Source organism: Paenibacillus sp. ACRSA (assembly GCF_022346845.1).
In the GTDB taxonomy this organism is placed as follows: Bacteria; Bacillota; Bacilli; order Paenibacillales; family Paenibacillaceae; genus Paenibacillus.
Genome location: NZ_JAKRNP010000010.1, coordinates 93,798 through 108,062, shown reverse-complemented (window position 1 = coordinate 108,062; position 14,265 = coordinate 93,798). Strand labels below are relative to the sequence as shown.

Annotated in this window: 13 protein-coding genes and 1 other RNA gene; 10 read left to right on the top strand and 4 right to left on the bottom strand. The window is 42.6% G+C overall.

The genetic code is table 11. The features are described 5' to 3' along the window. The first annotated feature begins 507 nt into the window (after positions 1-507). From rnr to MH215_RS23200, 7 genes are all read left to right on the top strand, one after another. Complete coding sequence (gene rnr / locus MH215_RS23230) at positions 508-3,279, top strand: ribonuclease R (RefSeq protein WP_239293544.1); 2,772 nt, start codon at positions 508-510, stop codon at positions 3,277-3,279. Positions 3,280-3,571: 292 nt separating this feature from the next. Beyond that, positions 3,572-4,054 carry an SsrA-binding protein SmpB gene (gene smpB, locus MH215_RS23225; protein WP_145051992.1) on the top strand — a complete coding sequence of 161 codons (483 nt, stop codon included), beginning with the start codon at positions 3,572-3,574 and terminating at the stop codon, positions 4,052-4,054. A 520-nt stretch (positions 4,055-4,574) separates the two neighbouring features. Continuing rightward, positions 4,575-4,939: a transfer-messenger RNA gene (gene ssrA / locus MH215_RS23220) on the top strand. A 105-nt stretch (positions 4,940-5,044) separates the two neighbouring features. After that, complete coding sequence (locus MH215_RS23215) at positions 5,045-5,704, top strand: hypothetical protein (protein ID WP_239293543.1); 660 nt, start codon at positions 5,045-5,047, stop codon at positions 5,702-5,704. A 103-nt stretch (positions 5,705-5,807) separates the two neighbouring features. Beyond that, positions 5,808-6,005 (top strand): hypothetical protein, encoded by a 198-nt coding sequence (locus tag MH215_RS23210; protein ID WP_239293542.1) that lies wholly within the window; start codon positions 5,808-5,810, stop codon positions 6,003-6,005. Beyond that, on the top strand, positions 5,998-6,570 hold the full coding sequence (locus MH215_RS23205) for an ATPase (protein ID WP_239293541.1): 573 nt from the start codon (positions 5,998-6,000) through the stop codon (positions 6,568-6,570). The genes MH215_RS23210 and MH215_RS23205 overlap by 8 nt, the downstream gene beginning before the upstream one ends. 196 nt (positions 6,571-6,766) lie before the next feature. Then, positions 6,767-7,654 (top strand): hypothetical protein, encoded by an 888-nt coding sequence (locus MH215_RS23200; protein ID WP_239293540.1) that lies wholly within the window; start codon positions 6,767-6,769, stop codon positions 7,652-7,654. Between the two features lie 178 nt (positions 7,655-7,832). Here the strand turns inward: MH215_RS23200 and MH215_RS23195 are convergent, their stop codons facing one another. The 3 genes from MH215_RS23195 to MH215_RS23185 all read right to left on the bottom strand — a co-directional run bounded on the left by MH215_RS23195 (position 7,833) and on the right by MH215_RS23185 (position 9,168). Next, entirely contained in the window at positions 7,833-8,123 is a 291-nt protein-coding gene (locus tag MH215_RS23195; protein ID WP_128099861.1) for a transporter, read from the bottom strand. Positions 8,124-8,165: 42 nt separating this feature from the next. After that, positions 8,166-8,471, bottom strand: coding sequence for a hypothetical protein (locus MH215_RS23190; protein ID WP_239293539.1), 306 nt, complete (start codon positions 8,469-8,471; stop codon positions 8,166-8,168). 184 nt (positions 8,472-8,655) lie between these two features. After that, positions 8,656-9,168: a hypothetical protein gene (locus MH215_RS23185; RefSeq protein ID WP_239293538.1), complete on the bottom strand. Its 513-nt coding sequence runs from the start codon at positions 9,166-9,168 to the stop codon at positions 8,656-8,658. Between the two features lie 318 nt (positions 9,169-9,486). On the opposite strand from MH215_RS23185, the gene MH215_RS23180 reads away from it, so the two are divergent. Beyond that, positions 9,487-10,113, top strand: coding sequence for a polysaccharide deacetylase family protein (locus MH215_RS23180; protein WP_239293537.1), 627 nt, complete (start codon positions 9,487-9,489; stop codon positions 10,111-10,113). A 219-nt stretch (positions 10,114-10,332) separates the two neighbouring features. Here the strand turns inward: MH215_RS23180 and MH215_RS23175 are convergent, their stop codons facing one another. Next, entirely contained in the window at positions 10,333-11,592 is a 1,260-nt protein-coding gene (locus tag MH215_RS23175) for a hypothetical protein (protein WP_239293536.1), read from the bottom strand. 289 nt (positions 11,593-11,881) lie between these two features. Between MH215_RS23175 and MH215_RS23170 the strand changes: the two genes are divergently transcribed. Next, complete coding sequence (locus MH215_RS23170) at positions 11,882-12,835, top strand: alpha/beta fold hydrolase (RefSeq protein ID WP_239293535.1); 954 nt, start codon at positions 11,882-11,884, stop codon at positions 12,833-12,835. Positions 12,836-12,995: 160 nt separating this feature from the next. Then, positions 12,996-14,249 (top strand): mechanosensitive ion channel family protein, encoded by a 1,254-nt coding sequence (locus tag MH215_RS23165; RefSeq protein WP_239293534.1) that lies wholly within the window; start codon positions 12,996-12,998, stop codon positions 14,247-14,249. The last annotated feature ends 16 nt before the right edge of the window (positions 14,250-14,265 follow it).

Below are 14,265 nucleotides of genomic sequence, written 5' to 3'. Positions count from 1 at the left end.
AATTCAATAGCATGAGCGGAATTCGCTTGTAAGATTAACCTTCGTTTCGAGAAGAAACGGAGGTTTTTTAATAAGTTTTAACGTGTCCAGTATTTTCCTGCCACTACAATCACATGATTTAATTTTCTCTTCTGTTCGGTTCTCCTTCCTTCGAAGGTATGCCCCTGCGATGTAGGGAATGTACCTGTCTGTGCTTCCGCGCATAATCTATTCCTATAATGAGGTTCATGATACATGAACATGTGGATTGATCCCTTTTTCAGTAAGTATAGAAGAAGTAATTCTAACTTGAAATAATCCGTAGTTACGTTTGAAAGCGTGCTTATGCTTAAGCAATCCTGCGTCTGTGGTTTTTTTGTTAGGGACGGATGTGCTGGATTGAATTCGTGTATACTAGGGTATGAGATAGTAAGGTATGCATTACATTGCATGAAATTGGTAAGGATTCCGATACATAAAGAGATGAGACCAGATCATACTTTTATGTTTCCCGAGGTGAATATATTAATGATAACAGAACAACAATTGCTCGACTTTATGCGGGAGACCGCTTATAAACCAATGACTTATCAAGAGCTGGAACAGCACTTCGAGATTGAAGATGCGGCTGATTTCAAATCTTTTTTGATTATGCTCAATACGCTGGAGGAATCCGGCAAGATTTTGCTTACCCGTAACAACCGTTACGGTATGCCTGAACGTATGGACTTGGTTCGTGGACGTTTGCAGGCACACGCCAAAGGGTTTGCGTTTCTGATTCCAGAGGATCGAGAGCACCCAGATGTGTACATTCACGCGAATGATATGAAAAGTGCGATGAACGGAGACATCGTGTTTGTGAAGGTCACTTCTAAAGGGCCATCAGGTGGACGTTTGGAGGGCGAGATTGTTCGCATTGTTACACGTGCGGTGACACAAGTCGTCGGTGTATTCCAAAGCCATGAAGTATACGGATTCGTCATTCCGGATGATAAACGTATTAACCGGGATATCTTCATTCCGCGTACCAATTTTGCTGGAGCTGTCGATGGACAAAAGGTTGTAGCGAAGATCGTTAGTTACCCAGAAGGCCGTGCAGCGGCTGAGGGTGAGGTTATTGAGATTCTTGGGCATAAGGATGAGCCGGGGATTGATATTTTGTCCGTCATTCGTAAACACCAATTGCCAGAAGCTTTCCCAGATGAAGTCGTTGGTGAAGCAGAACAGGCTCCGGACTCCATTACAGATGAGGAGATTGTGCAACAGGGTCGCCGTGATCTGCGTGGACTGAATATTGTTACGATTGATGGCGAGGATGCCAAAGACTTAGATGATGCGGTAAACGTTGAGAAGCTGCCTAATGGTAACTACCGTCTGGGTGTTCATATTGCTGACGTCGGTTACTACGTGCGCGAGAATTCTAAATTGGATCAAGAAGCTTACAACCGTGGATGTAGTGTGTATTTGGTGGATCGCGTTATTCCGATGTTGCCACAGCGCCTGTCCAACGGCATATGCAGCTTGAATCCGCAAGTGGATCGTCTGACATTGTCCTGTGAGATGGAGTTTAACGACCAGATGAAGGTTGTGAAGCACGATATTTTCACAAGTGTCATTAAGACCAAAGAGCGGATGACGTATTCCAATGTTCGTAAAATCCTTGAAGGCGAAGAGCCTGAATTGCTCGAACGGTATAAAGATCTGGTGGATGACTTCCATCTGATGAAGGAGATTGCCTTGAAGCTGCGTGCGATGCGTATGCGCCGTGGGGCAGTTGACTTTGATTTTGAAGAGTCCAAGATCATTGTAGATAAAGAATGCAAACCGATCGATATTGTAAAACGGGAGCGTTCAATTGCGGAACAAATCATTGAGGAGTTCATGTTAGCGGCTAATGAAACGGTGGCAGAGCATTTCCACTGGCTTAAAGTACCGTTCATCTATCGCGTGCATGAAGACCCAGATCAAGAAAAACTGCAAAATTTCCTCGCCTTTGCGGCGAATTTTGGACACCACGTGAAAGGTCGCGGTAACGCCATCCATCCACGTGCACTCCAATCGTTGCTTGAGGACATCAACGGAACGAAAGAGCAGACAGTTATTAGTACGATGATGCTACGTTCCATGAAACAGGCGAAGTATGATTCCGAAATGTCGGGTCACTTCGGTCTGGCGGCAGAATTCTATAGTCACTTCACGTCTCCAATTCGTCGTTATCCTGACCTTGTTATTCACCGTGTGATTCGTGAGGTTATTGAAAACAACGGAGCTCTGCCGGAAAATCGTCAGGAGTACTTGGCTGGACGTATGGCGGACATTGCACAGCAATCATCCGAACGTGAACGTGTTGCGGTGGAAGCAGAACGTGATACGGAGAAAATGAAAAAAGCGGAGTATATGCTAGATAAAGTGGGCGAAGAATTCGAAGGCATGATCAGCAGCGTAACGAGCTTCGGTATGTTTATTGAGCTGGAGAATACAGTAGAGGGTCTTATTCGCCTGAGTGCGCTCACGGACGACTACTACCATTTTGACGATCAACATATGGCTCTCATTGGAGAGCGTACTTCCAAAGTGTTCCGGATCGGTGACGAAGTGAAAATCCGCGTAGCACGTGTAAGCATGGAAGAGTATACGATTGACTTTGAAATGGTGGATATGAAGCCTCGCGGTGAACGTCCTGGTGGATTCAGTGGTGGTCGCGGCGGTAAAGGCGGTCGCCCTGGTGGTAGCGGTGGACGTGGTGCAGCGAAAGGTGGATTCAGCGGTTCACGTGGTGGCAAAGGTGGCTTGGGCTCTACAGGTGGTGCTGGAAGAGGCCGTGGTGGCAGATCACCAGAAGAGAGCAGCAAAGGCGGACGTAGTGGCGCAGCGAGTGCTGGAGCAGGCTCAACTGGCGGCTTTGCTGGTAAGGGCAGTGGCAAACCGAAGGGTGAGCGCCGGAGTGGAGAAGCTGGCGGATCGACTAATCGTGGCAAAGGAGCAGTAAGCTTCGGCTTCGGTTCAGGCAAAGGCGGTTACAGCTCTGCACCAAGTGGTAGTCAGGAGAGTAGTGCTGGCGGAGGCCATGGAAGTGGTTCAAGCGGTCGCAGCGAACGCGGTGAGGGCAGCTTCAAATCCGGTAAAGGTGGAAAAGGCGGTAGTAGCCGCAAAAAAACATCACCTAGTGGTATCTTTATTGGCGATGCAGCAACACCTGGAGGCACTCAAGAAGGTGGAGCACCTCGTCGTAAGCGGAAGAAGAACAAAGGCGGAGCGGGTAATAGTACGGCGGCTTTTGTACGGAAGAAGAAAAAGTAAGGAAGACTGTTGAATAGATGAGTTGAACTGAAAAGGTTCATGATCCAAATGAGCAGAACAATCCTTGAAGAAGCGTTATAGATGAAAAGAGACAGTCTTGAGGAATGTGTGAAGCTGTTTCGTATGGTCTGGAAAAGGTGTAATGAGGAGGGGCGGCTGAGGTCGCCTCTTTCTTGATTTTAACAGCTGTACTTGCTACAATTGAGGTCTGGCACAGGTACTTTGGTGCAACATGAATGCATGTGGACACAGGCATTGGAACGGATTTATTTTACGAAGAAGGAGTGAGGACATGGGCAAGAATGATGGACAGAGTAAAGTACTCGCACAGAACAAGAAGGCTTCCCATGACTACTTCATTGAAGATACGTATGAAGCGGGCATGGTGCTTACCGGAACGGAGATTAAGTCTATTCGTAACGGACGTGCGAATATTGGAGATGCGTTTGCCACAATTCGGAACGGTGAGATTCATATTCACAATATGCATATTAGTCCTTTTGAACAAGGGAACCGACATAATCCGATTGATCCAACACGTACGCGCAAGTTACTGATGCACAAGGCACAGATTCACAAGCTACTCGGGCTGTCGAAACAGGATGGTTACAGCATTGTGCCGCTGAAAATTTATGTGCGTAATGGCTATGCCAAGCTGCTGCTTGGACTGGGTAAAGGTAAGAAACAATATGATAAACGTGAGACTGCTGCCAAGCGGGATGCACAACGTGATATTCAAAGAGCAATGCGCGAGAAGCAGAAGATTGCTCGTTAATTGGATGGTTAGGCGTGAGAGGCTGTATCTAGATTTGTCAGCTAGTATTTATGCGTGAAGTAGTGGAAGTCGTATTACGTTAGAAGAATCTCAAGACTTGTCCGGTAAGGGCGGGATTGAGATTTTTTATTGTTTGTGGAGCAGGTATGGTTGCGTGTGATGCGATAAGATAAGTTGGTGGCTGCTTAATATGCACGAATCGTGGGTAAAATAGTTAAGTGAAGCTGATTGTGAAACGAAGCTACGTGGCAGTGAACTTTACTTCGTCTGAGGGACGCGGTATAATATGTAGACGATTCGCTCGTAACTGCTGTATTGGTTAAACTTGCACAGTTACTCAGTCAGCTGGAATGTCTTCCAGCAATCTGTACTATATCGGTGAGCTGTCCTGTGATAAGATTACTTATGTAGCAGACAGGAATGCCGAGTTAGAAAGAGCATCTTTTTACCTTGGAGGAAAAAGATGTGCAGCACCTTTGCTCCGTATTCACGGATTAATCCTGGAGCCCTTCTTATATGAGGGGGCGTTTATGGATTCGACGGGGATAGTTCGAGCATGGGTAGCGGGTAGTGGGGACGCGTCCGCTTCATCAACGCTAAAGCCTATTAAACGGCAAACAACAAACAAACTACGCTTTCGCAGCCTAAGAAACTGTGTGCGTGCTTCTAACCTGCATCGCCCATGTGACAGGATTAGGGGCTAACAAGTAGTGGGATACGCTGTCACATCTCCGCCTGGGGTGTGCTGAAGAAGACAATCAGGCTGACCCAACGTATAGCCGGTTACGGGGCGATACTCGGGTGACATCAAAACTGTGACTACACCCGTAGAAGCTTATGTGTCGTTATCTTCGGACAGGGGTTCGACTCCCCTCGCCTCCATTAGTAGTATCAGCGACGGCCACCATTTGGTGGCCGTTTTTGTTTGGTATATTAATCTATTACTCTGGTAACACTAGTTACTATACTAATAGAGTTGGAGTGAGAACATTGACCTTAATGACTAATCAGAAGAAAAAACAATTTCACATTTCAGACTATAAGAATTTAGTAAGAGAAATAATTATGGAAGGTTCGTTGTTCTCATTATTCAAATTCCAAACTGAAACGATACGAACGTTAACTACTGAGGATGAAGCAGAATACACACAACAGAGAATTGTTGAGTTTTTGAATATATTAAAAGAAGTAGCCGATGATTGCTTGTTATGCAATAAGTGCAATCAAACATATAAATTTAGGATTTGTACCGGACTAAGTTATAAAGAAGACAATGCAATTGAGTTAACTTGTGAAGGGTGTGACGATTGTTACACTCATTCTGAGGAGCGAAGTCATTTCACCTATTTTAACTTTGAAGCATGGAGAGAAGTAGATAATTTAAGGAAGCGATCTAGGGGATTCACTATAAGTTATCGACTTAGTAGTTCACCTGAGAGGGCACTTCTTTTAATAAATGATAATAAAGAGATGTGCCCTGAAATATGGATTAATGGCCATCGAGTTTTTCAAGCAGAGGAAGTGAAAAATTACTGGAATTACTCAAAAGAGCTACTTAAAAAATGGAAAAAGAATGAGGAAATACAAGCGGAATTTACACGGAAAAAGAATATAACGATTTATGAATTAGATGAAAGAAAAAATGGATAACTATTTTAGCTATATAACACCATCAATCAGTGTTCTGATTGGTGGTGTTCAGTTTGTGATATAATAGGGATAATAACAATATAAAACTGGAGGGGGACTGAGAATGTTTACAAATCGAAAACAACTCCATGAAATTCTAAAAAAAGCAAATCAACATGCACGGAAACAAGCTAAAGAATCAGGTGCCTCTATCTATTATATAAAGAACAACAAACGCGTTCGTGAGGATGCTGAAGGCAATAAATTCGAAATTATATTTGATGCTGCTGGGAAACGCCAGGAGTTTGAGTATCATGAGTGAGACCAGACCAGTCATGACTGTGTTTGCTGGAACCAATGGAGCAGGGAAAAGTACACTCAGCATGCAAATGAGAGAGTGGCTTGGTGAACTGGTCGATCCGGATCAAATTGCAAGAGAGTTGAATCCAGAGAATCCGCGCAGTGCTGACTTATCTGCTGGTAGGGAAGCTGTAAAAAGAATCCGATCTCTCATTAAAAGTGGTAAAAACTTCGCTATTGAAACGACATTGTCTGGATCGTTTGTTTTGAAACACATGCAAATTGCAAAAGAAAACACTTACGAAATTGTTGTTTACTATATCGGCCTTGAGGATGTTCAAATGCATATAGATCGAGTTGCATCTCGGGTTGAACAAGGTGGACATTGGATTGCAGAAGAAGACATTCGTTATCGATATGGTCAGTCATTGAAGAACCTTAAACCGGCTCTAGCCATCGCAGATCAGGTTATCATAATTGATAATACATACGAGCCTTTAATTGTTGCAGAAATCATACAGAGTAATTTGATCTATTGTGTTGAGTCCATACCTGCTTGGGCTAATCCTGTTCTTATTGGTTACTGATACTCGGTTGACATTAAAACTGTGACTACACCCGTAGAAGCTTATGTGTCGTTATCTTCGGACAGGGGTTCGACCCCTCTCGTCTCCATTCTATAGACCCCGGGCCTTTTACTGTTTGTAGTGGAATTTCCACATAGGAATTCGGTTTTAGGTAAAAAATTATAGAGTTTTGAGTTATTGATAGGGGAGAAAGCAGTTGAATAAGTTTATCAAAGGGTTTAAAATATTCACACTGAATGGATTTAAAGATCAAAGTAAAGCTCACATCATAGGTTTTATTAGTTTTTATTTCTCAATCTTTTTTACTATTGGGTCTCTAATCTTCTCAGTCTATGCTTATTACGTTCCGAATGAGTTGAACAAGGATGCTGTCTATAAAAATCTGAGATATTTAGAATCAAACGGGAAATGGGGAAGTTTAGTAAACGAAGTGGATGAATTACAAGATAGAGAGAAGTATAAGGATATTTATTATCTATTTAAAGGAAGGATAACAGCAAGAATTACCCAGGTTCCAAAGGTGAACCCTGATTTTTACTTTTCAAGAGTTGGTCTAGAAAGTCCTTACTATAATGAGATGTTGCAAAGCAGAGTTATTAATTATCTTATAAATTTTAAAGGCAATGAAAGGGCAGATAAGCTTACAAGTCTTGCTAACGAAATGGAGGATAGTAAGCTTAATTATAACTATTATTACTTTTATGTTAAACTTTTATCGCTTGAAACTTATAACTATCAAACTGTTCTTCAGCTTTATAAACAGTTTAGTAGTTTGTATGATGAATATCAAATTGCTGATTTTAAGTTTAATTTTACCACTACGGAAGTAGGGGCAGTTAATTTTGATAATAGAGCAAATACAGAAATACAATCATTATATTTGATATTCTTAACGGAACTATTGTATTTAGGTGAACAAGAAAATATGAAATCATTTTCGAAAGATATAGGGTTTGCGAAAGAACATATTATTAATAATAATGAATTTATTATAAACCAAGTCCAACTATTCTTAAGCTTTACAGAAGCACCTAAATCTTTTGAAGAGTTACAGGTGTTATTGCACGCAATTCTAACACAGTAGATAAAAAATGAATTTTGAACTGACATCAAAACTGTGACTACACCCGTAGAAGCTTATGTGTCGTTATCTTCGGACAGGGGTTCGACTCCCCTCGCCTCCATTAGTAGTATTAGAAAAAGCACCCAAGAGGGTGCTTTTTTGATTTTGGTGAGTTGAAAAGGGATCGCTATTCTCTTCTCTAAAAACATGTAAATGACACAATGCTTCTTAGATCAACTCCGGTAAACACCCATCTTCGACCGGTCCATCTAAAACCTGCAACGGATGTACGCCCTACAAAGGTTGGGAAGAACCAGAACGAGTTCCCATTTCTTAGCCACACATAGGTGTTGCGGAATAAACAACCGACAATAGCTCCGGGGTCGATGGCGAATGCTGTAGCAGCGGGTTGCGGTGGTGTGAATTGTGGAGGAGGAGAGGATGGTGGCTGCTGTGTTCCTTGTGGTCCTTGAGGCGGCATGAATGCCATAAGATTTCACTCCTTAATGATAGGATTAGGCTTAGGTCAGGCCTATAATAATGAAATGGCGAGTAAATTGAACAGCACTAGGGGTAATACGACATCATTTTGGAAACCAGGAACAAAGCCTCGATTAGTCATAGGGCTTGGTAGTTTTAAGTATAAAATTCCCCTTTCGCAGTGGATAAGTAACCCTTCAAAAACATCGCCATCTACTGTCTCCACTCGAACAAGTGTATTAACATGGTGTTTACATGTATTTGTTACATGGTCTTGAATGGATTTTAAGTTATTCATAGTGGTTGGATCCATTCGAAACAATGTTTGTTCTTGTTGCCCCTGCAGTTGCAAGTTCATGGTCATGACCTCCAATTTAGATTCGTTCATATTCTCCATGCTATGCAGAAGCCTATAGGGGAGTGACAGTCTGCATGCGGTTGTAACAGGTCTCCATTCTTTTAAATGGGCTGACCCGAAGGAGATTGAGTAAATAAAAAAGCCCCTGGATATCAGGAGCTTCCTCAATAGCACACTTGAATCGTTAATTCATAACATCAGAAATGGATGAACCCGTTACCCCGGAGAAGTCTCCATTTACTTTACTACCCCCGCCACTCCATTGAAGCGTATAGTCTCCACCACGCACGCCTTGTTCAAAACCTTGTTCGAAGCTTTTCCACGTGAAATTTTCTTTTCCGGCAATCTCCTGAGAGAAATATACTTTTCCCGTACTATTGTGTGTTAAGGAAACAAAAACCGAATGACTACTATGGTTGTTCATAGAAAGTTTAATATGGCCATGTCCCGCATTTACAGTGAAGGATTTTTGTACAACGGCATCACCACTTACAGTATCACCAATGGGATTGTCCGTACCAATAACCATTGAGTCGATCGACTTTTCTTCGGTAAAAGGACTACTATTGGGAATTTCAATTGTTTTCGAGTTTGCAAGTAAGCCTTCCTGATTTGTATTTGTGGAAATATAAGCAATTATCGCTGTTATCGTCATGGCTAAAGCTAATGTCAGCCATAAGCTACGTTTTTTCTTCATCAAATTAGTTTCTCCCTTATAGAGTCTGCTCTCTTAGACGTATTTAAATATATAAAGCTATCTACATATTATTAAGTATATTTGTAATATTATTACACTTAATGCTGCTAGTAAAGTTAGGTCTGCTATTGCCAGTTCAGAATTGAGAAAACCGATGATGGCTAATTTCTATTTCAGACCTCATATTTTCCCTATATTCCCATGCTGTTTGATATAATTGTTACCATAATACGATTGTACATATATCATAACTCCATGTGTAAAACACACACTTTAAGGTTTTATATTCAAGTTATCATAGAGAGGAGCTATTATTTCATGAATAATATGTCGTTGGTTGAGCAGCTATCTGTTCGGGAAAAGACTGTAGCTTTCACATTTGATGATGGACCGCATCCGGTATACACACAGCAAATCCTTGAGATTTTCCGTCGTGTGGGGGGACAAGCGACCTTCTTCATGATTGGTAAGGAGATGGAATCGTACCCGGAAATTGCAGCTGAGGTTCACCGTGAAGGGCATGAGATTGCAAATCATACGTTTACACATCCCAATCTGACCGAGTTGACGTTGGAGCAAGCTGGGGAGGAACTACAACGAGCGGAGAACGTCATTCAGGAAGTAACAGGAAATCGAGCGAAGCTTTTCAGACCACCATACTTTGGGATAAATGACGATATCCTATCTCTGGCTGTGGAACAGGGTTACCATACGGTTGCTGCGGTTAACGGTGGTGCGAAGGATTGGGACAATCCTGGTGTGGAGTATATTTTGGAGCATACAAGGCCTACGGTAAAGCCGGGTAGTGTACTCATTTTTCATGATGGGTATGGGGATCGTTCACAGACAGTGGAGGCTGTTCGAATACTGGTAGAAGAGCTTATTGCGCAAGGGTACCGTTTGGTAACAGTAAGTGAATTACTAGCCATCTCGGATGAAGCGTGAGGAAACAAGTTAAGGTGGATCTAGCATGAAGTTGTTATTCGCACCGCGTGCAGTGCCCAGCTCGCGGTGCGTTGCATCATACCAATGGTGTTAAACCAGCCCACTTAGAGACATCACATGATTTTAATAAGAACTATAAGAACTACAAGCGCTGCCGCCCAGTTAACTAGATCATAGTCATATTAAAAGGTGACCCTCTCACCCTGACAATCACTCAACCTACTTACCCGTAAGTTCATACTTCGCTAATGTTTTCTCCATGGTCAGATAAAATGTATTGGCATTCACGAAGCGGATGTTCTCAGCCGAGAATGGCGCTTGGTCTAATTTTAATGCGTTTATCGAGCTCAGCGTACGATCCAGCACATGATATACCGCTTTGGATGGCAGTGTAACATAATCATTGTGGGTAAACCCTTGCTCAATTAACTTCACAGGAACCAGTCCTTTATCCTCGACTGCACCGAATACAAAGGTATCTTTATTCAGAAACTGTAGCTTACCAAGCTCAGGAAGATCGTCAAAGGTTCTTGTGGAGATCTGTTTGTTGTTTGTGTCGTAAACGCTAAGTGTATTTTCCTCTTGAATGAGGAAGTGGTTTCCGATCGATTGAAACAGAGTACTGTTAGGTACTGGTGTGGGCAAGGAGCGCGTCCATTTCTTTTTCCCTGTAGGCGAAATGCCCTGCAACGTTTCCATCCCTGTCTTTTCGTCGATGAGAGGAACAAGAATCGTACCCCCGCTTAGCACATCAAAGTCGTTATGGTATGGGCTGAAGTACTCTTTTGGCCATTCGTAAGAAGTGACTTTTTTATTTCTTGAGATGGAATAAATCGTTATGACTGTAGCATTCTCCTCATAGTTGGCGGTACCAACATAATCCCCTTGGATGTGTCGAATATTGCCATTGTACAATCTACTAAGGATTTCTTTACCTTCTGGTGAGTACAGCTTGAGTAGGTTCTGCTCCTTTACAAAATCAATAACTGCATAACGGCCATCGCTCAGCACCTCGAAGTTTCCTCCATCAGGAAAGACCTTTTCCCATCGTGGCTTCATATTGGCATCCAACGCAATCAGCTTGCTGCCATGTTTGTTTCCGACTTTAACGTCCTCTACATAATAGGCATTTCCATTGGCATCAATGTTGTATGGATTATATCTGTAAGGTGAGGTGTGAACCCATTTTTGTTTGCCGGTTACGTCGTTGACAGCCATCATCTGATAGGTAGATTTGTTTCCTGCTTTATGACGTAGCAGCATGTAGGCCGTATTGTCCTTCGTAGACACGATGGGTAAGTACTGATCTTCGATAGGCTTATGGGCAAAATCATCTGTGGTTGTATTGGCCGGTACCGTCGTACTCCAAGTAAGCTTGGGGAATTCTGTGAAGTCTGCGGCCGAAATTGTGCTTACTAGTGTCATACTCAGTGCGGTGATTAGCATCAGTACTTTAGTACCGAGAGAAAGTCTGCTCATTCCTTCATATCCTCCTATAATTCATCATCTGTACGCGTATAACTAAAAAAACTAATATGTAATTATCGCCATTATACCAGGTATTGTAGTATATTTCGTATAATAACGAATAGTAGAACGTGATCCAGATGTATCCATTCTACGAGAATATGAGTATTGCATTAAGCAATATCGAGCTAACTTAATATGAGCCGGGTCACAAGTAGAGCTTCATGTAGAAAGTTTAACAGTTTGAAATGTACATACACATACCTGATTTACGGAGCAAACATGCTGTAGGAGGACAACAATGAGAGTTTGGCTGAAAAGAATGGGATATAGCGTCATCGCTTTGCTGGGTCTTCTGCTTATATTTATCGCTATTAGCTTCATGAATCATCGGATTCAATTAAAACAAGAATCAGCTCTACTTGTACCGCCAGGAACGATGGTCAATGTGAACAATCATCAGATGCACGTTTATACCGAAGGTACGGGATCACGAACGCTTGTCTTTATGTCGGGCGGGGGCACATCGGCTCCTGTACTGGATTTCAAAGCTTTATACACTAGATTATCAGATCAATATAAGATTGCAGTTGTAGAAAAAGCAGGTTATGGCTTCAGTGAAACCGCCAAGGTCTCCCGTGATATCGATACGATGTTAGAAGAGACACGAACCGCACTGAATTTGGCAGGACAGCAACCACCATATGTCTTGTTTCCGCATTCGATGTCAGCTATTGAAGCCTTATACTGGGCACAGACGTACCCTGATGAAGTCGAAGCGATCATTGGACTTGATCCTGCGGTTCCAGAGGTGTATGAAGAATACCCACTCCCTTCGCCTGGAACAATGGTAATTACCGGTATGGGAGCACGCATTGGAATCACCCGCTTTTTCCCCGGCATTGTAGATTCATCCGCAGCTATTCAGCAGAAGCATCTCTCGTCGCAAGAAGAGGAGCTTTACCGAGCCCTATTCTACAAAAGTACGCAGACGTCGAATATGAACGATGAAGTGAAGATGATTAGAGATAACGCGGCCAAGGTTCTGGAACACGGTGTTCCAGATGTACCGATGTATTTCTTTAGTTCAAGAGGAGAGGAAGTGCCGGTGAAGAACTGGCAGGCTGTTTTGAAGAATTACATAGCTTCTGTGAAGAATGGCGAAATTCTAATCTTACCTGGTGGACATTATATTCATAACGAGGTACCAGATCGCATTGCGGAGGAAAGCAAACGATTTATAGAGCAGTTATAACAAGCCAGCTGGCAGGCTGCGACTAAAGCGGCCTAGTGAGGTTAAACGAAAGAAAGACGAAGAAGCCACCTACTTAGGTGGTTATTTTTGTAGGCATTTTGCGTAGCATCACAAACTACTCTATAATAGTAGGCTAAACTAACTGTGTGGGGAGGATACTATGGACTTTATCAGAAATCAACTAGAGCAACTTGGCATGAGTGAACCATCCATTAGTTATCTTTCAAATATCATTATGGTTCTGTTTATCGCGTTGATCTCGATACTGGCAAATTATATCGCCAAGCGAATCGTGCTGAAGACGGTTCATCAAATCGTGAGTAACAATAGGTTCCATTGGGGTCACATCGTTGTTCAGAAGAAGCTGTTCCACAGACTCTCTCATCTGGTTCCCGCCATTATCATCTATTATTCAGCTTACATCTTTTCGCCTTATCAGGCCTTGATTGAAAAAGCAGCCATGACCTACATGATTATCATCATGATCACGGTGCTGAATGCCCTGCTGAATGTGTTCGATGATATCTATCGCACCTATGAGGTATCGAAGATTCGCCCGATCAAGAGCTACATCCAAGTGGCGAAGATTATCCTGTTCATTATCGGCGGTATTATCGTTATTTCGAGCCTGATCGGTCAGAATCCATTGATTATTCTTAGCGGACTTGGTGCATTATCGGCGGTACTGATGCTGGTGTTCAAGGATTCCATTCTTGGTCTAGTCGCGGGTGTGCAATTATCATCCAATGATATGGTACGTGTAGGCGATTGGATTGAAATGCCGAAATATAATGCAGACGGTGACGTCATCGACATTACACTGAATACCGTGAAGGTGCGAAATTTTGATAAAACGATTACGATGATTCCCAGCTATGCTCTAATCTCTGACTCGTTCCGCAACTGGAGAGGTATGCAGGTCTCTGGCGGTAGAAGAATTAAGCGAAGCATCTATATTGATATCAGTAGTATCCAGTTTTGCACGGAGGAGATGGTAGCTGAATTTGAGAAAATTCACTACTTAACCGATTATGTAACCGCCAAGCTAGAGGAGATTGAAGCCTACAACGTTGAGCATCAGGTAAATCGGGAAAGCAATGTGAACGGTAGACAGCTCACCAATGTGGGTGTCTTCAGGGAATATATCCATCAATACCTACGGAATCATCCTAAAATTAATCAGGATATGACGATGATTGTAAGACAATTAGCACCGGAAGATCGCGGACTTCCTCTTGAAATTTACGCATTCAGCAATGATATCAATTGGAGTGTATATGAATCCGTACAAGCCGATATCTTTGATCATATCTTTGCGGTTGCGCAAACCTTTGGACTTCGTGCGTTCCAGAATCCAACGGGGCATGATATTGTACAATTGAAAGATAACAAAGAATATGTGAGGGGATACTGACTAAGGTTTTGCCAAA